22 protein-coding genes and 1 tRNA gene are annotated in these 25538 nt (G+C 55.9%); 14 read left to right on the plus strand and 9 right to left on the minus strand.

Annotated elements, in window-relative coordinates; translation table 11 throughout:
- Positions 1-158 precede the first annotated feature (158 nt).
- The 4 genes from ELK40_RS01610 to ELK40_RS01625 all read left to right on the plus strand — a co-directional run bounded on the left by ELK40_RS01610 (position 159) and on the right by ELK40_RS01625 (position 5464).
- Positions 159-464: a YsaB family lipoprotein gene (locus ELK40_RS01610; RefSeq protein WP_127729180.1), complete on the plus strand. Its 306-nt coding sequence runs from the start codon at positions 159-161 to the stop codon at positions 462-464.
- 160 nt (positions 465-624) lie between these two features.
- The gene (glyQ, locus tag ELK40_RS01615) at positions 625-1536 is read left to right on the plus strand and encodes a glycine--tRNA ligase subunit alpha (RefSeq protein WP_003860141.1); all 912 of its coding nucleotides are present in this window, start codon (positions 625-627) and stop codon (positions 1534-1536) included.
- A gap of 9 nt (positions 1537-1545) precedes the next feature.
- Positions 1546-3615, plus strand: coding sequence for a glycine--tRNA ligase subunit beta (gene glyS / locus ELK40_RS01620; RefSeq protein ID WP_050871341.1), 2070 nt, complete (start codon positions 1546-1548; stop codon positions 3613-3615).
- Positions 3616-3844: 229 nt separating this feature from the next.
- Positions 3845-5464 carry an ABC-F family ATP-binding cassette domain-containing protein gene (locus ELK40_RS01625; protein ID WP_127729182.1) on the plus strand — a complete coding sequence of 540 codons (1620 nt, stop codon included), beginning with the start codon at positions 3845-3847 and terminating at the stop codon, positions 5462-5464.
- A 39-nt stretch (positions 5465-5503) separates the two neighbouring features.
- On the opposite strand, the gene ELK40_RS01630 is transcribed toward ELK40_RS01625, so the two are convergent.
- The gene (locus ELK40_RS01630; RefSeq protein WP_111964342.1) at positions 5504-5791 is read right to left on the minus strand and encodes an HTH-type transcriptional regulator; all 288 of its coding nucleotides are present in this window, start codon (positions 5789-5791) and stop codon (positions 5504-5506) included.
- 331 nt (positions 5792-6122) lie between these two features.
- Between ELK40_RS01630 and ELK40_RS01635 the strand changes: the two genes are divergently transcribed.
- Together ELK40_RS01635 and cspA are read left to right on the plus strand one after the other, a co-directional pair.
- Positions 6123-6833, plus strand: a complete 711-nt coding sequence (locus ELK40_RS01635) for a DUF3053 domain-containing protein (protein WP_014882044.1) — start codon at positions 6123-6125, stop codon at positions 6831-6833.
- Between the two features lie 247 nt (positions 6834-7080).
- Positions 7081-7293, plus strand: coding sequence for an RNA chaperone/antiterminator CspA (gene cspA, locus ELK40_RS01640; protein WP_003860775.1), 213 nt, complete (start codon positions 7081-7083; stop codon positions 7291-7293).
- A 58-nt stretch (positions 7294-7351) separates the two neighbouring features.
- Here cspA and ghrB read toward each other — a convergent pair whose 3' ends face one another.
- From ghrB to ELK40_RS01670, 6 genes are all read right to left on the minus strand, one after another.
- On the minus strand, positions 7352-8326 hold the full coding sequence (gene ghrB / locus ELK40_RS01645; RefSeq protein ID WP_115876665.1) for a glyoxylate/hydroxypyruvate reductase GhrB: 975 nt from the start codon (positions 8324-8326) through the stop codon (positions 7352-7354).
- 26 nt (positions 8327-8352) lie between these two features.
- Positions 8353-9633 (minus strand): MFS transporter, encoded by a 1281-nt coding sequence (locus ELK40_RS01650; RefSeq protein ID WP_127729184.1) that lies wholly within the window; start codon positions 9631-9633, stop codon positions 8353-8355.
- Positions 9634-9750: 117 nt separating this feature from the next.
- The gene (locus ELK40_RS01655; RefSeq protein WP_127729186.1) at positions 9751-10689 is read right to left on the minus strand and encodes a sugar kinase; all 939 of its coding nucleotides are present in this window, start codon (positions 10687-10689) and stop codon (positions 9751-9753) included.
- Positions 10690-10692: 3 nt separating this feature from the next.
- Positions 10693-11442, minus strand: coding sequence for a sugar phosphate isomerase/epimerase (locus ELK40_RS01660; RefSeq protein WP_127729188.1), 750 nt, complete (start codon positions 11440-11442; stop codon positions 10693-10695).
- Between the two features lie 103 nt (positions 11443-11545).
- Positions 11546-12562: a LacI family DNA-binding transcriptional regulator gene (locus ELK40_RS01665; RefSeq protein ID WP_008502761.1), complete on the minus strand. Its 1017-nt coding sequence runs from the start codon at positions 12560-12562 to the stop codon at positions 11546-11548.
- A gap of 129 nt (positions 12563-12691) precedes the next feature.
- Positions 12692-13354 (minus strand): OmpA family lipoprotein, encoded by a 663-nt coding sequence (locus ELK40_RS01670; RefSeq protein ID WP_032650803.1) that lies wholly within the window; start codon positions 13352-13354, stop codon positions 12692-12694.
- Positions 13355-13567: 213 nt separating this feature from the next.
- On the opposite strand from ELK40_RS01670, the gene ELK40_RS01675 reads away from it, so the two are divergent.
- Positions 13568-15847: a molybdopterin guanine dinucleotide-containing S/N-oxide reductase gene (locus ELK40_RS01675; protein ID WP_244599420.1), complete on the plus strand. Its 2280-nt coding sequence runs from the start codon at positions 13568-13570 to the stop codon at positions 15845-15847.
- Here ELK40_RS01675 and ELK40_RS01680 read toward each other — a convergent pair.
- Both ELK40_RS01680 and tag read right to left on the minus strand, forming a co-directional pair.
- On the minus strand, positions 15810-16256 hold the full coding sequence (locus ELK40_RS01680) for an N-acetyltransferase (protein ID WP_115876660.1): 447 nt from the start codon (positions 16254-16256) through the stop codon (positions 15810-15812). The genes ELK40_RS01675 and ELK40_RS01680 overlap by 38 nt on opposite strands.
- Positions 16234-16815: a DNA-3-methyladenine glycosylase I gene (tag, locus tag ELK40_RS01685; protein ID WP_111964349.1), complete on the minus strand. Its 582-nt coding sequence runs from the start codon at positions 16813-16815 to the stop codon at positions 16234-16236. The genes ELK40_RS01680 and tag overlap by 23 nt, the downstream gene beginning before the upstream one ends.
- A 161-nt stretch (positions 16816-16976) precedes the next feature.
- Here tag and ELK40_RS01690 point away from each other — a divergent pair, with 161 nt between their 5' ends.
- The 7 genes from ELK40_RS01690 to dppC all read left to right on the plus strand — a co-directional run bounded on the left by ELK40_RS01690 (position 16977) and on the right by dppC (position 25538).
- A complete protein-coding gene (locus tag ELK40_RS01690) occupies positions 16977-17675 on the plus strand; it encodes an autotransporter domain-containing protein (RefSeq protein ID WP_115876658.1) in 699 nt (232 codons plus the stop codon).
- 238 nt (positions 17676-17913) lie between these two features.
- Entirely contained in the window at positions 17914-19116 is a 1203-nt protein-coding gene (locus ELK40_RS01695; protein ID WP_127729192.1) for an MFS transporter, read from the plus strand.
- A gap of 239 nt (positions 19117-19355) precedes the next feature.
- On the plus strand, positions 19356-21050 hold the full coding sequence (gene eptB, locus ELK40_RS01700) for a kdo(2)-lipid A phosphoethanolamine 7''-transferase (RefSeq protein WP_127729194.1): 1695 nt from the start codon (positions 19356-19358) through the stop codon (positions 21048-21050).
- A 91-nt stretch (positions 21051-21141) separates the two neighbouring features.
- Positions 21142-21218: transfer RNA gene (locus ELK40_RS01705), tRNA-Pro, on the plus strand.
- Between the two features lie 620 nt (positions 21219-21838).
- The gene (gene dppA / locus ELK40_RS01710) at positions 21839-23446 is read left to right on the plus strand and encodes a dipeptide ABC transporter periplasmic-binding protein DppA (RefSeq protein ID WP_111964353.1); all 1608 of its coding nucleotides are present in this window, start codon (positions 21839-21841) and stop codon (positions 23444-23446) included.
- A gap of 160 nt (positions 23447-23606) precedes the next feature.
- Entirely contained in the window at positions 23607-24626 is a 1020-nt protein-coding gene (dppB, locus tag ELK40_RS01715; RefSeq protein ID WP_024909087.1) for a dipeptide ABC transporter permease DppB, read from the plus strand.
- Positions 24627-24635: 9 nt separating this feature from the next.
- On the plus strand, positions 24636-25538 hold the full coding sequence (gene dppC / locus ELK40_RS01720; protein ID WP_111964354.1) for a dipeptide ABC transporter permease DppC: 903 nt from the start codon (positions 24636-24638) through the stop codon (positions 25536-25538).

The following is a 25538-nucleotide window of genomic DNA, read 5'->3' on the forward strand; positions in this document are numbered from 1 at the left end:
TGAGTGTGACTCCCATTGTCCAAAAGTCTTCGTTTGGAAAATTCTGAGTTTTATGCGCAGGCTTGCCGGGAGACCGCGAGATTCGCAGAATGGCAGTCCTTAATCTATAAAAGTGTTGATACTAAAAATAACAGCCGCTGACCGGGACGGTAATAAAAATGATGATGAAGCGTGTGGCGTCACTCTTTCTGCTGTTGATCCTGGCGGGATGCAGTGCGCCGCAAGAAGCACCAGTGCAAAAAGCCCAGCAGGGCAAAATGAGCCCGGAACGTTCGCTGAATATGGAGTCACTCTGCAAGGACCAGGCCGCACGCCGCTATAACTCGGACGTGCAGAACATCAACGTCACCGGGTTTGAGCGCTTTCAGGGCAGCTACGAGCTCAAGGGCTATACGGCGCGTAAAGAGGGCTTTGTCTGCTCGTTTGATGCGGACGGTCAGTTTTTACACCTCTCCATGCGCTAGCCTGCTCGTATAATCAGCAGCCAGACGCCGTCAGCGTTCTGGCCGGAAGGCTTATTTCCCAATTTTCCCTAAACAACCCCGTTTCGTACTGTATATCTTGCAGCCAGCGGGTATACTGGTCCCTTCCATTTAAAACCACACGTATCCAGCACGAAATACTATGCAAAAGTTTGATACCAAGACCTTCCAGGGCCTGATCCTGACCTTACAGGATTACTGGGCTCGTCAGGGCTGTACCATTGTTCAACCTTTGGACATGGAAGTCGGCGCCGGCACTTCACACCCGATGACCAGTCTGCGTGCGTTGGGGCCAGAGCCAATGGCGACCGCGTATGTGCAGCCTTCCCGTCGTCCGACCGATGGTCGTTACGGTGAGAACCCGAACCGTCTGCAGCATTACTATCAGTTCCAGGTGGTGATTAAGCCATCACCCGACAATATTCAGGAACTGTACCTCGGGTCGCTGAAAGAGCTGGGTATGGATCCAACCATCCACGACATCCGTTTCGTGGAAGATAACTGGGAGAACCCAACGCTGGGTGCCTGGGGTCTGGGTTGGGAAGTGTGGCTTAACGGTATGGAAGTGACCCAGTTCACTTACTTCCAGCAGGTGGGGGGTCTGGAATGTAAGCCGATCACCGGTGAAATCACCTACGGTCTGGAACGTCTGGCGATGTACATTCAGGGCGTAGACAGCGTTTACGACCTGGTCTGGAGCGACGGCCCGCTGGGTAAAACCACCTACGGCGACGTGTTCCATCAGAACGAAGTGGAGCAATCCACCTATAACTTCGAATACGCGGACGTGGACTTCCTGTTCACCTGCTTCGAGCAGTACGAGAAAGAAGCGCAGCAGCTGCTGGCGCTGGAGACTCCGCTGCCGCTGCCTGCCTACGAGCGTATTCTGAAGGCCGCCCACAGCTTCAACCTGCTGGACGCCCGCAAAGCCATCTCCGTGACTGAACGTCAGCGCTACATTCTGCGTATTCGTACCCTGACCAAAGCCGTTGCAGAAGCTTACTACGCGTCCCGTGAAGCCCTTGGCTTCCCGATGTGCAACCGAAACAAATAAGAGGCGGCCATGTCTGAGAAAACTTTCCTGGTGGAAATCGGCACCGAAGAGCTGCCACCAAAAGCCCTGCGCAGCCTGGCTGAATCTTTTGCTGCGAACGTGACCGCCGAGCTGGATAACGCTGGCCTGGCGCACGGTAAAATTGAGTGGTTTGCTGCACCGCGCCGTCTGGCGCTGAAAGTGGCAAATCTGGCTGCGTCTCAGCCGGATCGCGAAGTCGAAAAACGTGGCCCGGCGATTGCCCAGGCGTTTGACGCTGAAGGCAAGCCGAGCAAAGCGGCGGAAGGCTGGGCGCGCGGCTGCGGCATCACCGTCGATCAGGCCGAGCGTCTGACCACGGATAAAGGCGAATGGCTGTTGTACCGTGCGCATGTGAAAGGTGAAAGCGCAGAAGCGCTGCTGCCGGACATGATTGCCACGTCTCTGGCGAAGCTGCCTATTCCTAAGCTGATGCGCTGGGGCGCGTCTGATGTGCACTTTGTGCGTCCGGTTCACACCGTGACCCTGCTGCTGGGCGACACCGTTATTCCGGCTACCATTCTGGGCGTGGCGTCCGATCGCGTGATCCGCGGCCACCGCTTTATGGGCGAGCCAGAGTTCACCATCGACAATGCCGACCAGTACCCGCAGATCCTGCTGGAGCGCGGCAAGGTCATTGCTGACTACGAACAGCGTAAAGCCAAAATCAAAGCGGACGCGGAAGACGCGGCGCGCAAGATTGGCGGTAAAGCCGATCTGAGCGACAGCCTGCTGGAAGAAGTGACCTCGCTGGTGGAATGGCCGGTTGTGCTGACCGCGAAGTTTGAAGAGAAATTCCTGGCCGTTCCGGCTGAAGCGCTGGTGTACACCATGAAGGGTGACCAGAAGTACTTCCCGGTCTATGCCAACGACGGCAAGCTGCTGCCAAACTTTATCTTCGTGGCAAACATCGAATCGAAAGATCCGAGCCAGATTATATCCGGTAACGAAAAAGTAGTGCGTCCGCGTCTGGCGGATGCCGAGTTCTTCTTCAACACCGACCGCAAAAAGCGTCTGGAAGATAACCTGCCGCGCCTGCAGACCGTACTGTTCCAGCAGCAGCTGGGGACGCTGCGCGACAAGACCGACCGTATTGCGGAACTGTCCGGCTGGATTGCCCGTGAAATCGGTGCGGACGTCAACCACGCAACGCGTGCTGGCCTGCTGTCTAAATGCGACCTGATGACCAACATGGTGTTCGAATTTACCGACACCCAGGGCGTGATGGGTATGCATTACGCGCGTCACGATGGCGAAGCGGAAGACGTGGCCGTGGCCCTGAACGAGCAGTATCAGCCGCGCTTTGCGGGTGACGAACTGCCGTCCAACCCGGTTGCCTGTGCCGTGGCGATCGCCGATAAGATGGACACCCTGGCGGGTATCTTCGGTATCGGTCAGCATCCAAAAGGCGACAAAGATCCGTTTGCGCTGCGTCGTGCCGCGCTGGGCGTGCTGCGTATCATCGTTGAGAAGAACCTGAACCTGGATCTGCAGACCCTGACCGAAGAAGCGGTGCGTCTGTACGGCGACAAGCTGACCAACGCGAACGTGGTGGATGACGTGATCGACTTTATGCTCGGTCGTTTCCGCGCCTGGTATCAGGATGAAGGTTACACCGTCGACACCATTCAGGCGGTGCTGGCGCGTCGTCCGACCCGTCCGGCTGATTTCGATGCGCGTATGAAGGCGGTTTCCCACTTCCGTACGCTGGAAGCGGCATCTGCTCTGGCGGCGGCCAACAAGCGTGTATCCAACATTCTGGCGAAATCCGACGAGACGCTGAACGAGCGTGTGAACGCCGCGACGCTGAAAGAGCCGGAAGAGATCGCCCTGGCGATGCAGGTTGTGGTGCTGCGCGACAAGCTCGAGCCGGTCTTCGCGGAAGGTCGCTACCAGGAAGCGCTGGTGGAGCTGGCCGAGCTGCGTGACGTCATTGACGCCTTCTTCGAGAAAGTGATGGTGAACGTAGAAGATAAAGAGCTGCGTATTAACCGTCTCTCTATGCTCGAAAAACTGCGTGAGCTGTTCCTGCGCGTAGCGGATATTTCGCTGCTGCAGTAATGTGCCCGTTGTGACAAATGCTAAAAACCCGCTTCGGCGGGTTTTTTTATGGTGTGTTGCTGAAAATTTAACCTTGAAACCGTCAACACATTACCGCTATCCTTATCCCCGTTAACTTACTCGCGCTGGAGTGCCCCCCAAAAATGAACAAACACGACTGATGAATTTCGATCCTTGCTAAACGCCACCGCGTCGGCAGGGGATGTTTTGATTTCATTCAGGAGTGCTTATGGCTCATTTTGCGCAGTCCCCTTCTTTTATTCTGCATCAGGTTACCTGCCAGTTTCCGACGGGCGATACCCTTTTTGGCCCGCTGAATCTCACGCTGGAACCCTCTCTGTGCGCGCTGGTTGGCCGCAACGGCAGCGGAAAAACGCGTCTGCTGCGTCTGCTGGCGGGGCTGGACGAACCGGCTACCGGTCATATTGAACGCTTTGGCTCGCATGTCTTTGTGGCGCAGCAGCACGTTATTTCTTCGCAGACGACGCTGGCTGAACTTCTCGGATATGATGCGATTTTTACTGCGCGTAAGCGCATCGACAGCGGTGATTACCAGCCTGACGATCTGGCGTTGCTCGACGGCTACTGGGATGTAGCCGAGCGACTGAGCGAGGCGTTTATCAATGCGAAGCTCCCGGCGTTTGATCCGGATAAGCCTGCCCAGGAACTCAGCGGCGGCGAGCGCATCCGCGCCCTGCTGTGCGGGGCGTTTACGGCTGAAGCGGATTTCATGCTGCTGGACGAACCGACTAACCATCTGGATCGACAAGGTCGGGCGTGGTTCTACGACCAGTTGAGTCGCTATCAGGGCGGCGTGCTGGTGGCCTCTCATGACCGCGAACTTCTGGAGCAGGTGCCGCGTATTCTTGAGCTGAGCGCCTCGGGTCTGCGCAGCTACGGCGGAAATTATGCGGATTATCAAGCCCAGCGCGATGCCGAACAGCAGGCTGCCCGCGCGGCGCTGGAACATGCGGCAACCGAGCGCAAACGCACCCGCGCGCGCATGCAAAAAGAGCATGATGACAGCCAGCGGCGGTCGGCAAAGACGTTACGCACCGTCGATACCCTGAATATCGCATCGTTTGAGCGTGTCAAATACAAAGGCGCGGCAAAGGAGCGGATCGGCTCATGGAAAAAACAGCACAGCGAGCAAAATGAAGCCCTGAACGCCGCGGTAAACAAGGCGCGTGAACGCGTTGAAGAAGATAACCCGGTCATGTTCACCCTGCCGGGAAGTCAGGTCCCGGAAGGGAAACAGGTACTGGTTCTGGAGGATCTGGTGTTGCCGCATGTGCCTGTCCCACCCATCACATGGCGTATGGACGGACCGATGCGCGTGGCGTTAAAGGGACCGAACGGCTGTGGGAAATCGACGTTGTTAAAAACCATCCTCGGCGAGGTTACTCCCCGTTCGGGTGCCTGTAAGGTATCCGTCAGCTGTGCTTATCTCGACCAGCATCTGTCGCAACTCGATCTCACGCAGTCGGTCATGACGCATCTCAATTTGAGTCATACCCCTCTGGAAGAGGGGGTATTGCGAACCCGTTTAGCACAGCTTCAACTGGGGGCCGACAAAGTGAAGCTCCCATTGGCGGCGCTCAGCGGCGGCGAGCGTCTTAAGGCTGCCCTGGCCTGCGCGCTGTGGCGTGCGGAGGCCACGCAGCTTCTTCTGCTGGATGAACCGACCAACCATCTGGATCTGGCTTCAGTCCAGGCCATTGAAGCGGCGCTGGCCGGTTTCCCTGGAGCTCTGCTGGTGGTATCACACGATGAGGTTTTTTTAAGAGGCCTGGCGTTAACGCATGAGCTGGTATGGGAAGAGGCGGGTTGGCGTTGTGATAGCCTGTAAAACACAAGCCCCCGCAACGGCGGGGGCATTCAATCTTCACTACGCTATCTGTTTGCTGAGTGCAGGGTTGGCCTGAATCAGGCGCATCAGCCGTAACTCGGTTGGGGTGGGTTTCTCACGTTTTGACTCCCACTCCTGCACCATAGCCACGCTGACACCCATCGCTCTGGCGAATTCTTCGGTTTTCAGTCCTGTCCCTTTGCGCAATTGCTCGTATTCTGTAAAGGGATTGGATTTTTGTTGCAGGGTAATCATCTGCGGTACATCTTTAAAAATGATCTGTTCCAGACTGCTCAGCAGTTCAAACTCAGGATCTTTATATTCCATTGAGGACTCCTCTTAAATCTCACATCGTGATCAAGAACATCAGAGAGCCAGTTAAGAATAGTCCCTAATACCAACCCAGGATCGTCACGGGTGTGATTAATTGTGCGGTAACGATCGCTGTATCCGATTCAGCAATATGGATAGTTATGCTAATTCCCTGATTAGTCATAGGTCGGCTTCGCCAGGTATTTTTTTGTAAATGATAAGAAATAAATCGGCAATAGCCGTTTTGCATGAAAAGAGTATCTTGCAAGGCTGACCTGGACTATCCTTGTCAGCGTCGGGCACGCGTGTGCCGGTGTGCGCTTTTTTGGGTGAAAGGAGTAATAAAATGGCGACAGGAAAGTCCTGCTCTCGCTGGTTTGCGCCTATTGCGGCGTTGTTGATGGTTGTTAGCCTGAGTGGGTGTTTTGATAAAGAAGGCGATCAGCGCAAAGCGTTTATCGATTTTCTGCAGAATACAGTGATGCGCAGCGGCGAGCGGTTGCCGACGCTGACTGCGGATCAGAAAAAACAGTTTGGTCCCTTCGTATCCGATTACGCCATTCTTTATGGTTATTCACAGCAGGTGAGCCAGGCGATGGATTCCGGTATCCGCCCGGTAGTGGATAGCGTGAACGCCATCCGCGTTCCACAGGATTATGTGACGCAGCGTGAACCACTGCGCCAGTCCAACGGTGCGCTTGGCGTGCTGAGCCAGCAGTTGCAAAATGCGAAAATGCAGGCTGACGCGTCACGTTCTGCGCTCAAGCAAGGTGACGATCTTAAACCGGTCTTCGACAAAGTGTATGAGAAAGTGGTGACCAAGCCTTCTGAAGCGCTGCAACCGCTGATTCCGGCTGCGCAAATCTTCACGCAGCAACTGGTTCAGGTGGGTGACTTTATCGCCCAGCAGGATACGCAGGTGAGCTTTGTTGCCAACGGTATTCAGTTCCCGACCTCGCAGCAGGCAAGCCAGTATAATACGCTGATTGGGCCGCTGGCCTCCCAGCATCAGGCCTTTAGCCAGGCCTGGAGTGCGGCAGTCACTGCCACAGAATAAACCGAAAAACCCCCGCTTCTGGCGGGGTTTTTTTATGCCTGTCGAAAATAACGCTTGTCATTCCTCTACCACATCGGTATAACTATTCCCGTCGGTTTGTTACACAGACCTAAAGCAGTTTAGTAAAGCAGTCCAGATTGTTATCCATAGATACCCTTCGTAGTGACCCTTCCTTCATCGCTTAAAAATCTGTAACGCAATCCATCAAGCCGGAAGGCACAATATATTTGTTAATAAGGTAATTTCTATGTCTGCTAAAATGACTGGTCTGGTAAAATGGTTCAACGCTGATAAAGGTTTCGGCTTCATCACTCCTGACGATGGCTCTAAAGACGTGTTCGTACACTTCTCTGCTATCCAGAACGATGGCTACAAATCTCTGGACGAAGGTCAGAAAGTGTCCTTCACCATCGAAAGCGGCGCTAAAGGCCCAGCAGCTGGTAACGTTGTAAGCCTGTAAGCTTCCAACCCAGTAGCAAAGAATTTAAAAACCCGCCTTCTGGCGGGTTTTTTCGTTTCTACCGTTGCACCTGCGGGTTCACGCAGTTTATCTCCACCTTTCCGCTAAGGGCGGCAATTAGATTATCGACCGCCGTGGCCGCCATATTGTAGCGCGTCTCATGGGTGGCTGAACCGATGTGGGGCAGGGCAACCACGTTAGGCAGCGAAAGCAGCGGCGAATCCACCGGCAGCGGCTCCTGCTCAAACACGTCCAGACCTGCTGCATGGATCTGACCGTTTTTAAGGGCCTCAATCAGCGCCTTCTCATCCACCACCGGACCACGACCCGCGTTGATGAAAATGGCTGACGTCTTCATTTTTTCAAACGCCTCTTTGCCAATCAGATGACGGGTTTCGTTCGTGAGCGGCAGAACCAGGCAGACAAAATCGGCTTCCTGCAGCAGGGTATCCAGCTCGCAGTAACGAGCGTTGAAGCGTTCTTCGGCTTCACCGTGATGGCGACGCGCGTTATACAGAATCGGCATGTTAAAACCAAAATGCGCGCGCTGCGCCAGCGCCAGCCCGATACGACCCATACCGACAATGCCCAGCGTCTTGCCGTGAACGTCCACGCCGAACCAGTCCGGACCAATGCTTTTTGTCCATTCGCCCGCTTTGACGCGCTCAGCTACTTCCACCACGCGACGGGCCGTGGTGAGCATCAGCGCCATCAGCGTATCGGCCACGGTTTCCGTCAGGGCATGTGGGGTATGCATCAGCAGGATCTTGCGGGCGTTAAGGGCATCCACGTCGAAGTTGTCGTAACCCACGGAAACGGTTGAGGTAGCACGAAGCTTCGGCATTTTTTCCAGCAGGGCGACATCCACTTTCTCGCTTGAACCCAGCAGGCCTTCGGCGCTGGCGAACGCGTCGGCGTGCTGTGCCACGGTTTCCGGGCTCAGGTTCTTCACCTGCGTGACGGTGAAGTGTTCTTCAAGGCGTTTCTGCAGATCTTCCGGCAGTGCTTTATACAAAATGACGGACGGCTTCATGCTAATCTCCGTTGATTTTTAAGGATTCAGGCGTGGCGAGCGCCGACAGGGTGTTGTTGATTATTAGCAGGCTTAACAATCAGAGTAAGCCACACGGAGGCGAAAAGCGCCACCCCCATAAAGATGTACGATGCGGACGGGCTGCCGGTGGCACCGTTCAGGTAGCCGACGAACCAGGAGCCGCAGAACGAGCCCAGCGCACCCATGCTGTTAATTAACGCCATTGCGCCACCCGCAACGTTACGCGGGAGCATCTCCGGGATGATGGCAAAGAACGGTCCGTAAGGGGCGTACATGGCCGCACCGGCAATCACCAGCAGGGTGTAAGAGGCCCAGAAATGGTTTGCGCCCACGGCCCAGGAGCCAATAAAGGCGAAGGCAGCAATCAGCAGCAGCGGCCAGACAAACAATTTACGGTTCTGCAGCTTGTCCGATGCCCAGGAGACGACGATCATGGCGATGGTTGCCGCCAGATATGGTACGGATGACAGCCAGCCTACTTCGACCATGCCGAGGTTCTCGCCGCCGCTGCGGATAATGGACGGCAGCCACAGCACAAAGCCGTACACGCCAATGCTCCAGGTAAAATACTGCGCGCAGAGCAGGAGCACGTTACGCGAGCGGAAGGCTTCGCCGTAGTTACGTACCGCCTTCAGGCCCTGCTGTTCTTTGTCCAGCTGCGCCTGCAGCGCCGCTTTCTCATCTTCAGAAAGCCATTTCGCCTGGGCTGGTTTATCTTTCACCAGCACCCACCAGCAGAAGGCCCAGATAATCGCCGGCACCCCTTCAATGATAAACATTTCGCGCCAGCCGAAGGACTGGATCAGGTAGCCGGACACCACTGACATCCACAGTACCGTTACCGGGTTACCGAGGATAAGGAAGGTATTCGCGCGCGAGCGTTCAGATTTGGTAAACCAGTTGCTGATGTAGATCAGCATCGCCGGCATAACCGCCGCCTCAACGACGCCGAGGATAAAGCGAATGGCGGCCAGGGCAGGAATATTGTTCACCATGCCGGTCAGTGACGCGCAGGCGCCCCACAGGATCAGACAGATGAAGATCAGCTTACGCACGCTGCGGCGTTCCGCATAAATCGCGCCGGGGATCTGGAAGAAGAAGTAGCCCAGGAAGAAAAGGGCACCCAGCAGGGAGGAGATACCTTTGGTGATGCCAAGGTCCTCTGTGATCCCTGCCGCAGACGCGAAGCTGAAGTTGGCACGGTCAAGGTACGCCAGGCTGTACGTGATAAACACGATTGGCATGATGTACCACCAGCGTTTTACTGCATTGGTCGAACTGTTCATAGGCTTGCCTCTGTTGTTGAGGTTGTTACCGCCGTTGTCTGTAGGGTACACGGTGGCTTAATTATTTGGTGCGGCTTGCTGCCCTCACCCTGGCCCTCTCCCACAGGGAGAGGGAATTTAAACGCCGAGCTGTGCTCGCGTTGGTAATCCTTCGCTGTCGCCCTGCACCTGAATGGCCAGCGAGCCAATCTTGTTGCCTCGCGCGACGGCCTGCGGCAGCGTTTTGCCTTCCAGCAGTGCGCTAATCACGCCCACGGCAAAGCCGTCGCCCGCGCCGACGGTGTCGACTACGTTCTCGACCTTCACCGCCGCGACCGCGCCCTGTTCGCCGTCGGCCGTTTTAAACCATGCGCCATCAGCACCGGTTTTCAGCACCACCGCTTTTACCCCTTTATTCAGATAGAAATCGGCAATGCCTTCCGGCGTGCTTTCGCCGGTGAGGATCATCCCTTCTTTCAGGCCTGGCAGAACCCAGTCCGCCCTGAACGCCAGACGGTTCAGTTTCTCCACCATTTCCGCTTCGCTTTTCCACAGCACCGGGCGCAGGTTGGGGTCGAACGATATGGTTTTCCCCTGGGCTTTCAGGGTGGCTGCCGCATGATCCAGCAGCTCATACGAGCTGGCAGACAGCGCGGCCGCCACGCCGCTCAGGTGCAGATGGCGCGCGGAGGCAAAGTAATCTGCGTGGTAATCCGCGACAGACAGGTGGCTTGCGGCCGATCCTTTACGGAAATACTCCACGATGGGATCGGTTCCATTTTCAACCTTAGATTTAAGCTGAAAGCCGGTAGGGAAGCGTCCGTCGAGGGTGACGCCTGCGGCATCAATCCCCTCTTTTTTCAGCGAATCGAGAACGAAATGGCCAAAGCTGTCATCCCCCACGCGGCTGACCCAGCCCACGTTCAGGCCAAGACGCGCCAGGCCGGTTGCGACGTTGAGTTCAGCGCCTGCGACGCGTTTAATAAAGTGCTCTACCGCGCTCAGCTCGCCCGTTTCGGTGGCGACAAACATCGCCATGGCCTCGCCGATCGTGATGACATCCAGCGTCTTGTTCATGGTTTACTCCTCGCGCAGCAGGTTGACGTAATGGCGGGTAACGGCGGTTAAATCCGCCCCTTCCAGCGGGAACTCGATACCGCGCGGGGCATCGGCAGGCAGCTGGCCGAGCAGATCCAGCCAGCGCGCATCGGCGCGGTCCGGCGCCACGGCGCGGAAGTTATCTTTGTGCGGCACGGCGGCCTTCACGTGGATATAGCTCACCGCAGGGGCCAGATGACGCGCGGCCTCTTCGGGGGAATCGCCAACCCATAGCCAGTTGCCCATGTCGAAGGTTAGCGTGACGGGTAAAGCCATTTCCCGACAGGCGGCCTGGAAGCGCTGCATGGGGGCGAGCTGCCCGCAGTCGGTCTGATCGTTCTCCACGACCAGCGCCATACCGCTTGCATTAAGCAGGCTACGCAAGTCGTCAAGAGGCTGCGCGTCGCGGAAATGGCCCAGGGAAACCTTCAGCCACAGGGCGTTCAGGGTGTTGGCTTCAGAAAGATAGCGGGGCAGGTCCGGGTTGAGGTTGCCGTCGGGCATAAACAGGGCGGCGGGGGCGGAGTAGCACGCCAGCAGGCCCAGCAGCTCAATGGATTCACCCAGCGCAGGCAGTGCCAGCAGCTCTTCGCTGTTGAACAGTTCCCGGCGGATCTCCACGCCGTCTGCCCCTGCGCCTGCAATAACGGGAAGCATCGCCCGCTGACCGCCTGCCTGTCGCACCTGTTCCGCACCGTACGCGGCGGTGACCACCATAATTTTCCTGCCCATCTTCGGACTCCATCGCAACATATCAATACTATTACGCTAGATGGAACCGGTTCCAAAGAAAAGGTCAGGATGTTGAATTTATGATCGCTATCACAAGGGAAATTTAACGCGCGGTGGAGCCACGAACGATCAGCTCGCCGGAGAAGACCTGCTCGCGAACGGCATCGCTGGTGCCTTCAATACGACGAACCACTTGTTCAACAGCAGCATAGCCAATTTGCCAGGTGGGCTGCTTGAGGGTGGTAATGCCTACGCCAGCCAGTTCCGCCCACTCCAGTTCATCAAACCCCAGCAGACCGATGTCGCTGCCCCAGTGGAGGCCAATGCGCTTGAGCGAGCGGGCGACCTGAAGCGTCAGCGCCCCGTTGGCCGAGATAACGGCTTTGCGCATCCCGCGATGGCGCGTGTGGAACTGACGCAGGGTGTTGTCGAGCTGCCCGGCTTCGTGAAGCGGCGTTTCGGCATTTTCGGCGATCACGCCGGGATATCGCTCCAGCGTGGCGCGAAATGCACTCAGGCGCTCGCGACGGGTATTGACCATCCCCAGCGGTTCACTCAGAAACAGAATAGCCTCGAAGCCCTGTTCAATGAGATGTTCGGTAGCGGTCGTGGCGGCCTGGGTGTTATCCAGCCCGACGACATCGCAGGCAAATTCAGGGATTTTACGGTCGATGAGGACCATAGGCAGAGAGGACTGCTGCAGGCGGTTTAACCCCTCTTCACGCATGCCTACCGCGTTGACCACAATCCCTTCCACCTGATAGCTGCGCAGCAGGTCGAGATAGTGCAGCTCCTGGTCGACTTCATTATTGGTATTACAGACCAGTGGCGTGAACCCCTTCTCGCGACAGGCGGCTTCGATACCGCTGAGCACGTTAACGGAGTAGGGATTAGTGATATCGGCGATGATAAGTCCGATAAGACGGGTGCGACCGCGTTTTAGCCCGCGCGCCATGAGGCTGGGACGGTAGTCGAGATCGGCAATGGCCTGTTCAATTCGCGCCAGCAACGCATCGGACAGCAGGTGTTTTTCACCGTTAAGGTAGCGCGAAATACTGGTTTTACCGGTTTTGGCGGCTTTCGCCACGTCGCTGATGGTGGCCCGGGCTGGTTTGCTCATCGCTGATTTCCCTGAATTTAGTGAGAATACCTTAGCGGGAAAATCAACGATGGCAAGTGGTTCATGCCGGGGTGTGCGGCTTGATGCCCTCACCCCGACCCTCTCCCACTGGGAGAGGAGGAAATGCAATTACTGAATCGGGCTCAACGTAATCTCAACGCGGCGGTTCTGCGCTTTGCCTTCCGCCGTGCTGTTGCTGGCGATAGGGTTGGCAGGGCCCATGCCGCTGGTGCGGATGCGGTTTGCTTCAACGCCCTGAGTGATGAGCGAGCTGGCCACGGCGTCGGCGCGCTGCTGGGACAGACGCATGTTCAGCTCCTGGCTGCCGGTGCTATCGGTATAGCCCATCACGTTCACGGCAGTCTTGTTGTACTCTTTCAGCACCATTGCCACGCCGGTGAGCGTGTTCGCACCTGCTGGTTTCAGCGTTGCGCTGCTGCTGTCGAAGGTCACGTTGTTCGGCATGTTCAGGATGATGTTATCGCCGCTGCGCGTCACGCTCACGCCGGTTCCCTTCATTTTGTCGCGCAGCTTCGCTTCCTGCACGTCCATGTAATAACCAACGCCGCCGCCCAGCGCCGCGCCCGCCGCTGCGCCAATCAGAGCGCCTTTGCCGCGGTCTTTCTTCGAGGAGGAGAGCGCCCCAACGCCTGCGCCGACCAGCGAGCCGATACCCGCGCCAATGCCGGATTTACCCGCTTCGCGTTCACCGGTGTAAGGGTTGGTTGTGCAGCCAGAAACAGCCAGGGCACCGCTCACCAGAGCGGCAATAACGAGTACGCGTTTTTTCATCTTCTTTCCTTAATCCTTTTTATTCTTTGCCACGGCGAGCGTGGCAGTTGATTATGACGTCCAGATACGGAGAAAATTCCGGATATAACTCTGAAATTTGTGACAAACCATAAACTGCCTCAGCAAAGAAGGCCGTAAAACCTGCACGCAACCAGGAGCGCACGCTTGAGCACCTCAACGAAAACCATTCTGACCGCCGCCCACTGGGGTCCGATGCTGGTCGAAACCGATGGCGAAAATGTTCTGTCGTCCCGCGGGGCACTGCCAACCCAACATCCCAACTCGTTACAGACCGTCGTTCGCGATCAGGTGCACAGCAAAACGCGCGTGCGCTGGCCGATGGTGCGTAAAGGTTTTCTGGCCTCGCCGGACAAGCCGCAGGGTATTCGCGGTCAGGATGAGTTTGTTCGCGTGAGCTGGGATGACGCGCTGGCGCTGATCCACGCCCAGCACAAGCGTATCCGCAACAGCTACGGTCCGTCGTCCATTTTCGCCGGGTCCTACGGCTGGCGTTCAAACGGCGTGCTGCACAAAGCCTCGACGCTGCTGCAGCGCTACATGAGCCTGGCGGGAGGCTATACCGGTCATCTGGGGGATTACTCCACCGGCGCGGCGCAGGCGATCATGCCGTACGTCGTGGGCGGGAACGAAGTGTACCAGCAGCAGACCAGCTGGCCGCTGGTGCTGGAGCATACCGATGTGGTCGTGCTGTGGAGCGCTAACCCCCTTAACACGCTGAAAATTGCATGGAATGCCAGCGACGAGCAGGGCATTGGGTATTTCGACGCGCTGCGCAAAAGCGGCAAGCGCATCATCTGCATTGACCCGATGCGTTCTGAAACCATGGATTTCTTTGGCGACAGCGCCGAGTGGGTTGCCCCGCATATGGGCACCGACGTGGCAATGATGCTGGGTATCGCCCATACGCTGGTGGAGAACGGCTGGCACGATGTTGAATTCCTGACGCGCTGTACCACCGGTTTCGATAAATTCGCCGACTACCTGACGGGTCAATCCGATGGGATTGCGAAAACGGCAGAGTGGGCGGCAAATATTTGTGGCGTTCCTGCGGAGAAAATCCGCGAACTGGCGGCGTTGTTCCATAAAAATACCACGATGTTAATGTCCGGCTGGGGAATGCAGCGCCAGCAGTTTGGCGAGCAAAAACACTGGATGCTGGTGACCCTTGCTGCGATGCTTGGGCAGATCGGTACGCCGGGCGGTGGTTTTGGTCTCTCCTATCACTTTGCTAACGGCGGCAACCCCACGCGTAAAGCGGCGGTGCTGGCGTCTCTGCAGGGCTCGGTGCAGGGCGGCGTGGATGCCGTGGATAAAATCCCGGTGGCGCGTATTGTTGAAGCCCTTGAAAACCCCGGTGGTTTTTATCAGCACAACGGTCTGGACCGCCATTTCCCGGACATTAAATTTGTCTGGTGGGCTGGCGGGTCGAACTTCACGCACCATCAGGATACCAACCGCCTGATCCGCGCCTGGCAAAAGCCGGAGCTGGTGGTGATTTCCGAGTGCTTCTGGACCGGTTCGGCTAAGCATGCAGATATCGTGCTGCCGGCGACCACCTCGTTTGAGCGTAACGATCTCACCATGACCGGTGACTACAGCAACCAGCATATGGTTTCGATGAAGCGCGTAGTGGCCCCGCGAGATGAAGCACGTGATGATTTTGATGTGTTTGCTGAACTGAGCGAACTGTGGGAAACGGGCGGCCGCGAGCGTTTTACCGAAGGGAAAAGCGATCTGCAATGGCTGGAGACCTTCTACCAGATTGCCGGACAGCGCGGCGCAGCGCAGGGCGTGACGCTTCCGCCATTCGCTGAGTTTTGGGAGGCGAACCAGATTGTCGAGATGCCGGAGAGCGAGCAGAACGCGAAGTTTGTCCGTTTTGCCGATTTCCGTCGCGACCCCGAGAACCACCCGCTGAAAACAGAGAGCGGAAAGATCGTGATTTACAGCGAGCGCATCGCCAGCTTTGGCTATGCCGACTGCCCGCCGCACCCTACCTGGCTCGAGCCGGATGAGTGGCACGGCAACGCCCAGCCGGAACAGCTACAGGTGTTGTCTGCGCATCCCGCGCACCGTCTGCACAGCCAGCTTAACTATACGTCCCTGCGCGAGCGGTATGCGGTCGCCGGGCGAGAGCCCATCACGCTGAATACCCATGATGCGAAAGCGCGCGGGATTGCCGACGGTGACGTGGTGCGCGTCTGGAACTCGCGCGGGCAGGTGCTGGCAGGGGCGGTGGTGAGCGACGGAATTAAACCGGGCGTGATCTGTATTCATCAGGGCGCATGGCCCGACCTTGAGCCCGCCGAGGGCGGTATCTGTAAAAACGGGGCGGTTAACGTGCTGACCAAAGATCTCCCCAGCTCGAAGCTGGGGAATGGTTGCGCAGGGAACACGGCGCTGGCCTGGGTCGAGAAATATGAGGGGCCCGAGCTTACCTTAACGGCGTTTGATCCGCCTGCCAGCTCATGATCCATGTCGGGTGCTGAGTATCATCCTGCCAGGCGCTGTCTTCAATGCGAAAGCCATGAGCATGATAGAAATTCACCGCCCGGACATTTTTCTGGTACACCTCCAGAGTTAAGTGCGGGAAGCGCTGTTGAACATGGTTCAGCAGCGCGCGCCCGATGCCTTTCCCGATGCATGACGGCGCCACAAACAGGGCGCCGACAAACTGAGACTGCATCACGCTGATAAATCCGTAAGGTTCGCCATCCTGTTCCCAAACCCAGGTTTCCGCCGACGGCAGGTAAACGTCCCGCACCATGGCCTCGTTCTCTTTCCAGTAACCCGGCTCGATAAACGGATGCGCTTCCGTGGTGCTTTCAAGCCACAGGCTCAAAAGCGGCGCGGTATTTTCATTTTGCCATTTGCGGATCATGATGGCCTCCCGGATGACAGAAGCAGCCGGTAACGTGGTCATTGACCAGGCCACAGGCCTGCATAAAGGCGTAGCAGATGGTGGAGCCGACAAACTTAAAGCCGCGTTTTTTCAGTGCTTTCGAGAGCGCATCCGAGGCCGGGGTGGAGGCCGGGATTTCCGCGAGCGTGGCGGCCTGAGTGAGTTGCGGTTTGTTGTTCACAAACGTCCAGACAAAATCTGAAAATGATTCGCCGTTTTGCTCCATCGCCAGGTAAGCGCGTGCGTTGCCGATGATGGCCTGGATCTTACCGCGATGGCGGATGATGCCGGCGTCCTGCACCAGCCGCTCCACGTCCTCATCGGTCATCGCAGCGACGGCGACAGGATCGAACTGATGGAAAGCGTTGCGGTAATTTTCACGTTTTTTCAGTACCGTAATCCATGATAACCCCGCCTGCTGGCCCTCCAGGCAGATCATCTCGAAGAGCTTTTTGCCATCCCTTTCCGGCACGCCCCATTCCCGATCGTGATAGTCGATATAAAGCTGATCCTGGCTTACCCAACCGCAACGTTCCATCCGTCATCTCCCTTATTGATACTGATTTCGCAAAATTTCGTTCTGACTGGCTTGACGTGTTTACTATAAAGACAATAGTTAATACAGGGCCATATGCTCTCTAAGCTCTTCCTGAATAACGACAAATATCGCCGAATTCGGCTCTCTCTGGGGTCGCGTTGATGATGATAAAAAAAATCAGTGGTCGCCATGCTGCTTCTGGCCTGGTGGGAATTTCAGCCTGCCTGTTCTTTTGTAATACAGCGTCTGCCTGGCAACAGGAATATATCGTTTCAGACGCCCAGAATAATACGGCGGAACGCTATACATGGGACGCGGATCACCAACCGCGTTATGAGGATATTCTGGCTGAGCGTATTCAGTCTTCGCAGAACGCGCCGGGACTGGCCCTGAATATACCGTCTGGCAGAACGACGGAGGGGGCAATGAGCGTGGGCTGGAATTTTCCCGTTTCAGCACGCATCACCACCGGCCCGGTGGTGGCATGGCGGTACGACGGCACGACTCCCATGATGATCAACGAGTTTGGTGATAGCGCGTCGACGCAAGCAATCACCGACCCGCTCTGGCATGCCAGCGTCAGCACGCTGGGGTGGCGCGTGAATACCCAGTATGGCGATCTCCGTCCGTGGGCGCAGATTAGCTATAACCAGCAGTTTGGTGAAAACCAGTGGAAATCGCAGTTTGGCATGCCGCAAACGCCAGCCCCTGCCCAAAACGGTAGCTGGATGGATGTAACCGTGGGAACGGATATTCCCTTTAACACGCGTATGGCGGCCTATGCGTCGCTGGCTCAGGGGGAGCACACCACCACCGGTGAGGAGTTTTTATACACACTCGGCGTCAGCGCAAATTTCTAGAGTTGTTACTTTTTTAAACGTTACGGTAACATCTCGAATACAATAACCACGGGCTTTACAGCGATAGCAGATACTAACATGCTATCGCTTTATTCCCGTGCCAGGTCATTCATTCCCGATTCCAGGCATTTCATTCCGTTCCGCCTGCATTTCATGCCGTTTTACCCCAGGTGTTTTAAGGTTTTGTTTATCGTTGTCCTCAGCGAACTTCCTTAATTTCTCTTGCAGGACAACTGCCATGAACACATCAACCTATAACCGCACGCGCTGGCTCACGCTCTTTGGCACCATCGTCACTCAGTTTGCATTGGGGTCGGTCTATACCTGGAGCCTGTTCAACAGCGCGCTTTCCGACAAACTCGGCGCGCCGGTCAGCCAGGTCGCGTTCTCCTTTGGTTTGCTGAGCCTGGGTCTGGCGATTTCATCTTCCGTCGCGGGTAAGCTGCAGGAGCGTTTTGGCGTGAAGCGCGTGACCATGGCGTCCGGCATCCTGCTGGGTCTGGGCTTTTTCCTGACGGCGCACTCCAGCAACCTGATGATGTTGTGGCTGAGCGCCGGCGTGCTGGTGGGTCTGGCCGATGGCGCAGGTTACCTGCTGACCCTGTCGAACTGCGTGAAGTGGTTCCCGGAGCGTAAAGGTTTAATCTCCGCGTTTGCCATCGGCTCTTATGGCCTGGGCAGCCTCGGGTTCAAATTTATCGATGCCCATTTGCTGGCGTCCGTCGGCCTCGAAAAAACCTTTATGATCTGGGGCGCAATCGTGCTGGTGATGATTTTGTTCGGCGCCACGCTGATGAACGATGCGCCGCAGCAGGAGGTTAAATCCGTGAACGGCGTGGTGGAGAACGACTTCACCCTCGCGCAGTCCATGCGTAAGCCACAGTACTGGATGCTGGCGGTAATGTTCCTGACTGCCTGCATGAGCGGTCTGTATGTTATCGGCGTGGCGAAGGATATCGCGCAGGGCATGGTGAAGCTGGATGCGGCCACGGCGGCGAACGCGGTGACGGTCATCTCCATTGCCAACCTCTCCGGTCGTCTGGTGCTCGGTATTCTGTCTGACAAAATTGCCCGCATCCGCGTGATTACGATTGGGCAGGTGGTCTCGCTGGTCGGTATGGCGGCGCTGCTGTTCGCTCCGCTGAATGAAGCTACCTTCTTTGCGGCGATTGCCTGCGTGGCCTTTAACTTCGGCGGCACCATTACCGTCTTCCCGTCACTGGTGAGCGAGTTCTTTGGCCTGAACAATCTGGCGAAAAACTATGGGGTTATCTATCTGGGCTTCGGGATCGGCAGTATCTGCGGCTCGCTGATTGCCTCCCTGTTCGGCGGGTTCTACGTGACCTTCTGCGTAATATTTGCCCTGCTGATTATCTCGCTGGCGCTCTCAACCACGATTCGCCAGCCGCAGCGCGAAGTATTCAAAGAAGTGCATGCGTAAGCGGTATGAAAGAGGCCTCTGTGGCCTCTTTTGTCTTTATGCGAGACGCTTCCCGTCTCGATATTTTGTAAAAATTTACACCGATCACACTCTCTGCTGCCACTTTTCTCTCCCGCTGTGGTCTACTTACCGCGCTTGTAGACGTTTCTCATAACGCTTCCTTACGCATTTACTTACTCTGTCCGCTTTCTCTTTGAGATTCGACGGGTCTTTATACCCCTTCCCCCAGGGTTGTTTGCATGAAATACATTAGGTCTCTTACCCAGCAAAGATTGTGTCTGATGCTGGCTGTCTATATCGGATTATTTCTGAATGGCGCGGTACTGTTCAGAAGAGTGGAAGGTTATTTCGAAAACCTTACCGTAAGTAATTGTATTTTTGCCGCAATTGAAGTGTTCGGCTCCGTCCTCGCTACATTCTTCCTCTTACGCCTGCTGTCCCTTTTTGGCCGACGTACCTGGCAAATTTTGGCCTCGCTGGTGGTGATTATTTCTGCCGCCGCAAGCTATTACATGACCTTTATGAACGTGGTCATTGGGTACGGTATCGTTGCCTCGGTGATGACCACGGATATCGATCTCTCGAAAGAGGTGGTAGGGAAAGGCTTCATCGTCTGGACGGTTTTAACCTGTCTGATCCCGCTGTTCTTTATCTGGAACAATACGTGCCGCTATACGCTGTTACGCCAGCTGCGCACGCGTGGACAGCGGATCCGCAATATCGTCGTCGTCCTGCTGGCCGGTCTGCTGGTATGGGCGCCTATCCGCCTGATGGAAACGCAGCAAAAACGCGTTGAAAAAGCGACGGGCGTGGATATGCCAAGCTATGGCGGCGTGGTGGCAAACTCCTATTTGCCGTCTAACTGGCTGTCAGCGTTAGGTCTGTATGCCTGGGCGCAGGCGGATGAATCCGGTGATGTTAAGTCGCTGATCAATCCACTGAAAAAATTCACCTACCAGCCGCCAGCCGACGGGCTTGATGATACGTACGTCGTTTTTGTCATTGGTGAAACGACGCGCTGGGATCATATGGGCATTCTCGGCTATAACCGGGATACCACGCCAAAGCTGGCGCAGGAGAAGAACCTGGTGGCTTACCGGGGTTACTCCTGCGATACCGCGACCAAGCTTTCGCTGCGCTGTATGTTTGTTCGCGAAGGCGGTGCAAGCGATAACCCGCAGCGCACGCTGAAAGAGCAAAACGTTTTTGCCGTGCTGAAGCAGCTTGGATTTAGCTCAGACCTGTTCGCCATGCAAAGTGAGATGTGGTTCTACACCAACACGCTGGCAGATAACATCGCTTACCGTGAGCAGATTGGCGCCGAACCGCGTAACCGCGGTAAAAACGTCGACGACATGCTGCTGCTGGAAGAGATGTCGCAGTCCCTCAAGAACCATCCGCAGGGTAAGCATCTGGTTATTCTGCATACCAAAGGGTCGCATTACAGCTATTACCAGCGATACACGCGTGATTTCGCGAAGTGGCAGCCTGAGTGCGTGGGCATTAATAAAGACTGCAGCAAGCAGGAGTTGATCAACGCCTACGACAACTCAGTGCTGTACGTGGATACCTTCCTGAGTCGGGTGATCGATCAGCTGCGCGATAAGAAAGCGATTGTGATTTATGCGGCAGACCACGGTGAATCCATCAACGAGAAAGAGCATCTGCACGGTACGCCGCGCAAGCTGGCACCGCCTGAACAGTTCCGTGTGCCGATGATCATGTGGATGTCGGATAAGTACCTGGAAAACCCGGAGAAGGCGAAGATGTTTGCTCAGCTGAAGAAAGAAGCGGAGATGAAGGTGCCGCGTCGTCACGTTGAGCTGTACGACACCATTATGGGTTGTCTCGGCTATACCTCACCGAACGGTGGGATTAACGAAAACAACAACTGGTGTAAACTCCCTGCTAACAGCGTAAAAACCGCGCAGTAGCTGCTCTGGCGAGAATATCGCCATTTGAATGGCTTTTTGAAAATAAGGGATTGACGGGGGCGCACCTCAGCAGTAAGATGCGCTCCGCATTCGGCGAGTAGCGCAGCTTGGTAGCGCAACTGGTTTGGGACCAGTGGGTCGGAGGTTCGAATCCTCTCTCGCCGACCACATTCTGAAAAGGGCTAACCGCAAGGTTAGCCCTTTTTGCATTATGACCTTATCCCGTCAGAGTATCCAAAACGCCCCTTAGGTCCGCTTCTTCCTGCCTGTTAACGATTTTGTGACATAATCCATTGTATTTTTTTATATATAGATTGATCTTTTTTCGCGTTGCTTATGGATAACCTCAGCATTTTTCGCTGTGCGTTTTAGCGTTCATGGAATTTAGTGCTCAGATAATCACCATTCTGCAAGAAAATTTACCCATTCTGAATAAAAGTTAATCACTGATTGTTGCGAAATATGAAGAGACTTGTGCTGCAGGATAGCGAGTAGCATAAATTTCCCTGCTGAAAACTGGCATACATAGTTTTTTTAATCTTTGTTTGCGGTTTCTCACACTCAGCGTAAATCCCCGTCACCTGTATTGACGTTTTCACATTCTGTTGACAGATTGTAGGGCATGAGGGGCATTTCAGGGACGATCTGCGCTGCAACTCAAACGCTCTTCTGAAAGGATTCTCCATCCCTTTAAAGCCTTCGGGCATCACCGACCGGACCGGGTAAAAAATAAATAAAGGTCTGGCGGCGTAACACAACAAAGCAAAACATCACATTGGAGCAGAATAATGAGTATTTCCTTGAAGAAGTCAGGGATGCTGAAGCTTGGTCTGAGCCTGGTGGCTATGACCGTGGCAGCAAGCGTACAGGCAAAAACCCTGGTTTACTGTTCTGAAGGCTCGCCGGAAGGCTTTAACCCACAGCTCTTTACCTCTGGTACGACTTACGACGCAAGCTCTGTACCGATCTATAACCGTCTGGTTGAATTTAAAACCGGTACCACGGAAGTGATTCCGGGGCTGGCAGAGAAGTGGGACGTCAGCGAAGACGGCAAAACCTATACCTTCCACCTGCGCAAAGGCGTGAAGTGGCAGGACAGCAAAGAATTCAAACCAACGCGCGACTTTAACGCCGACGACGTTGTATTCTCCTTCGATCGTCAGAAAAACGCGCAGAACCCGTACCACAAAGTGTCTGGCGGCAGCTATGAATACTTCGAAGGGATGGGCCTGCCGGATCTGATTTCTGAAGTGAAAAAAGTGGACGACAATACCGTTCAGTTCGTGCTGACGCGTCCGGAAGCGCCATTCCTGGCTGACCTGGCTATGGACTTTGCTTCAATTCTGTCCAAAGAGTATGCGGACAACATGCTGAAAGCCGGTACGCCGGAAAAAGTCGACCTGAACCCAATCGGTACCGGTCCATTCCAGCTGCTGCAGTACCAGAAAGACTCCCGCATTCTGTACAAAGCGTTCGAAGGCTACTGGGGCACCAAGCCGCAGATCGACCGTCTGGTCTTCTCCATTACGCCTGATGCATCAGTGCGTTATGCAAAACTGCAGAAAAACGAATGCCAGGTTATGCCATACCCGAACCCGGCTGACATTGCCCGCATGAAGCAGGACAAGAACATCAACCTGCTGGAGCAGGCTGGCCTGAACGTGGGCTATCTCTCCTTCAACACCGAGAAGAAACCGTTTGATGACGTGAAAGTGCGTCAGGCGCTGACCTACGCGGTGAACAAAGAAGCGATCATCAAGGCGGTTTACCAGGGCGCTGGCGTTGCAGCCAAAAACCTGATCCCACCAACCATGTGGGGCTATAACGACGACGTTAAAGACTACAGCTACGATCCTGAGAAAGCGAAAGCGCTGCTGAAAGAAGCGGGCCAGGATAAAGGCTTCACCGTCGAGCTGTGGGCGATGCCGGTACAGCGTCCGTACAACCCGAACGCACGCCGCATGGCAGAAATGGTTCAGGCTGACTGGGCTAAGATTGGCGTTCAGGCCAAGATTGTGACCTACGAGTGGGGCGAGTACCTGAAGCGCGCTAAAGCGGGTGAGCACCAGGCGGTAATGATGGGCTGGACCGGTGATAACGGGGATCCGGACAACTTCTTCGCTACCCTGTTCAGCTGCGCGGCGGCGAAAGACGGTTCTAACTACTCTCGCTGGTGCTACAAGCCGTTTGAAGACCTGATCCAGCCGGCGCGTGCGACCGACGATCACAACAAACGTATTGAACTGTACAAGCAGGCTCAGGTTGTTATGCACGATCAGGCTCCGGCGCTGATTGTTGCTCACTCCACCGTGTACGAGCCAGTGCGTAAAGAAGTGAAGGGCTACGTGGTTGATCCACTGGGCAAACACCACTTCGAGAACGTATCTGTTGAATAATAAGTAGGGTGTTTTCCCTCTCCCTCCGGGAGAGGGCAGGGGTGAGGGGCGTGCATGCATCCCCTCACCCTCATCTTCTCTCAAGGGAGAAGAAATTTACATTTGTGAGCAATACAGACGTCACGCCACTGGTCGTGCGTCATCAGAGAGAATCCGGGTTATGTTGCAGTTCATCCTCCGACGTCTGGGACTTGTTATCCCCACGTTTATCGGTATCACCCTTCTCACTTTTGCCTTCGTCCATATGATCCCCGGCGACCCGGTAATGATTATGGCGGGCGAGCGTGGTATTTCCCCTGAGCGCCATGCACAGCTGCTGGCTGAACTCGGTCTCGATAAGCCGATGTGGCAGCAGTATCTCCACTATATCTGGGGCGTGCTGCACGGTGATTTAGGGATTTCGCTGAAAAGCCGTCTTCCGGTGTGGGACGAGTTCGTGCCGCGTTTTAAAGCGACGCTGGAGCTTGGCGTCTGCGCCATGATTTTCGCCACTGCGGTAGGTATCCCGGTTGGGGTGCTGGCAGCCGTTAAGCGTGGCTCTATTTTTGACCATACCGCCGTGGGCCTGGCGCTGACCGGCTACTCCATGCCTATCTTCTGGTGGGGCATGATGCTGATCATGCTGGTCTCGGTGCAGCTTAACCTGACCCCGGTCTCCGGGCGCGTTAGCGATATGGTCTTCCTGGATGATACCAACCCGCTCACCGGCTTTATGCTGATTGATACGGCTATCTGGGGAGAAGAGGGCAACTTCATGGATGCCGTCGCGCACATGATCCTGCCTGCGATGGTGCTGGGCACCATTCCTCTGGCGGTGATCGTGCGTATGACCCGTTCATCGATGCTGGAAGTGCTGGGTGAGGATTATATCCGCACCGCGCGCGCCAAGGGCCTGACGCGTATGCGCGTCATCATTGTTCACGCGCTGCGTAATGCCATGCTGCCGGTGGTGACCGTTATCGGTCTCCAGGTGGGGACGTTGCTGGCGGGGGCGATTCTGACCGAAACCATCTTCTCCTGGCCGGGTCTTGGACGCTGGCTGATTGACGCGCTGCAACGCCGTGACTATCCGGTTGTGCAGGGCGGTGTACTGCTGGTCGCGACGATGATTATCCTCGTCAACCTGCTGGTCGATTTGCTGTACGGCGTGGTGAACCCGCGTATTCGTCATAAGAAGTAAGGGACCATCATGTCACAAGTCACTCAAAATAAAGTGGTCGCTGCACCGGTTCCTATGACGCCGCTGCAGGAATTCTGGCACTACTTCAAGCGCAATAAAGGCGCGGTGGTAGGGCTGGTGTATGTCGCAATCATGATCCTGATTGCGGTGTTTGCGAACTTCCTCGCACCGTATAATCCGGCGGACCAGTTCCGCGATGCGCTGCTCGCGCCACCTGCGTGGCAGGATGGCGGTAGCCTGGCTCACCTGCTGGGTACCGATGACGTGGGCCGCGACGTGCTGTCGCGTCTGATGTACGGCGCGCGCCTGTCGCTGCTGGTCGGCTGCCTGGTGGTGGTGCTCTCCCTGATTATGGGGATCGTGCTCGGCCTGGTTGCCGGTTACTTCGGCGGCATCGTTGATAACATCATCATGCGTATCGTCGACATCATGCTGGCGCTGCCAAGCCTGCTGCTGGCCCTGGTGCTGGTGGCGATCTTCGGTCCGTCGATCGGTAACGCCGCCCTGGCGCTGACGTTCGTCGCGCTTCCTCACTACGTGCGTTTAACCCGTGCGGCGGTGCTGGTGGAAGTGAACCGCGATTACGTTACCGCCTCTCGTGTGGCGGGTGCCGGTGCGATGCGCCAGATGTTCGTGAATATCTTCCCTAACTGCCTTGCGCCGCTGATCGTTCAGGCGTCGCTCGGTTTCTCTAACGCCATTCTTGATATGGCCGCTCTTGGCTTCCTGGGCATGGGTGCGCAGCCGCCAACACCGGAGTGGGGCACCATGCTCTCCGACGTGTTGCAGTTCGCACAAAGCGCCTGGTGGGTTGTCACCTTCCCGGGTCTGGCAATCCTGCTGACGGTGCTGGCATTTAACCTGATGGGTGATGGCCTGCGTGATGCGCTTGATCCCAAACTGAAGCAGTAA

It is taken from the genome of Enterobacter sp. N18-03635, from assembly GCF_004006055.1.
Lineage (GTDB): Bacteria > Pseudomonadota > Gammaproteobacteria > Enterobacterales > Enterobacteriaceae > Enterobacter > Enterobacter vonholyi.

What these genes read in the sequence shown, in the direction of transcription:
- ELK40_RS01610 (WP_127729180.1), top strand. Translation starts at nt 159, where the DNA reads ATGATGATGAAGCGTGTGGCGTCACTCTTTCTGCTGTTGATCCTGGCG.
- glyQ (WP_003860141.1), top strand. Translation starts at nt 625, where the DNA reads ATGCAAAAGTTTGATACCAAGACCTTCCAGGGCCTGATCCTGACCTTA.
- glyS (WP_050871341.1), top strand. Translation starts at nt 1,546, where the DNA reads ATGTCTGAGAAAACTTTCCTGGTGGAAATCGGCACCGAAGAGCTGCCA.
- ELK40_RS01625 (WP_127729182.1), top strand. Translation starts at nt 3,845, where the DNA reads ATGGCTCATTTTGCGCAGTCCCCTTCTTTTATTCTGCATCAGGTTACC.
- ELK40_RS01630 (WP_111964342.1), bottom strand. Translation starts at nt 5,791, where the DNA reads ATGGAATATAAAGATCCTGAGTTTGAACTGCTGAGCAGTCTGGAACAG.
- ELK40_RS01635 (WP_014882044.1), top strand. Translation starts at nt 6,123, where the DNA reads ATGGCGACAGGAAAGTCCTGCTCTCGCTGGTTTGCGCCTATTGCGGCG.
- cspA (WP_003860775.1), top strand. Translation starts at nt 7,081, where the DNA reads ATGTCTGCTAAAATGACTGGTCTGGTAAAATGGTTCAACGCTGATAAA.
- ghrB (WP_115876665.1), bottom strand. Translation starts at nt 8,326, where the DNA reads ATGAAGCCGTCCGTCATTTTGTATAAAGCACTGCCGGAAGATCTGCAG.
- ELK40_RS01650 (WP_127729184.1), bottom strand. Translation starts at nt 9,633, where the DNA reads ATGAACAGTTCGACCAATGCAGTAAAACGCTGGTGGTACATCATGCCA.
- ELK40_RS01655 (WP_127729186.1), bottom strand. Translation starts at nt 10,689, where the DNA reads ATGAACAAGACGCTGGATGTCATCACGATCGGCGAGGCCATGGCGATG.
- ELK40_RS01660 (WP_127729188.1), bottom strand. Translation starts at nt 11,442, where the DNA reads ATGGGCAGGAAAATTATGGTGGTCACCGCCGCGTACGGTGCGGAACAG.
- ELK40_RS01665 (WP_008502761.1), bottom strand. Translation starts at nt 12,562, where the DNA reads ATGAGCAAACCAGCCCGGGCCACCATCAGCGACGTGGCGAAAGCCGCC.
- ELK40_RS01670 (WP_032650803.1), bottom strand. Translation starts at nt 13,354, where the DNA reads ATGAAAAAACGCGTACTCGTTATTGCCGCTCTGGTGAGCGGTGCCCTG.
- ELK40_RS01675 (WP_244599420.1), top strand. Translation starts at nt 13,568, where the DNA reads ATGCTGGTCGAAACCGATGGCGAAAATGTTCTGTCGTCCCGCGGGGCA.
- ELK40_RS01680 (WP_115876660.1), bottom strand. Translation starts at nt 16,256, where the DNA reads ATGATCCGCAAATGGCAAAATGAAAATACCGCGCCGCTTTTGAGCCTG.
- tag (WP_111964349.1), bottom strand. Translation starts at nt 16,815, where the DNA reads ATGGAACGTTGCGGTTGGGTAAGCCAGGATCAGCTTTATATCGACTAT.
- ELK40_RS01690 (WP_115876658.1), top strand. Translation starts at nt 16,977, where the DNA reads ATGATGATAAAAAAAATCAGTGGTCGCCATGCTGCTTCTGGCCTGGTG.
- ELK40_RS01695 (WP_127729192.1), top strand. Translation starts at nt 17,914, where the DNA reads ATGAACACATCAACCTATAACCGCACGCGCTGGCTCACGCTCTTTGGC.
- eptB (WP_127729194.1), top strand. Translation starts at nt 19,356, where the DNA reads ATGAAATACATTAGGTCTCTTACCCAGCAAAGATTGTGTCTGATGCTG.
- dppA (WP_111964353.1), top strand. Translation starts at nt 21,839, where the DNA reads ATGAGTATTTCCTTGAAGAAGTCAGGGATGCTGAAGCTTGGTCTGAGC.
- dppB (WP_024909087.1), top strand. Translation starts at nt 23,607, where the DNA reads ATGTTGCAGTTCATCCTCCGACGTCTGGGACTTGTTATCCCCACGTTT.
- dppC (WP_111964354.1), top strand. Translation starts at nt 24,636, where the DNA reads ATGTCACAAGTCACTCAAAATAAAGTGGTCGCTGCACCGGTTCCTATG.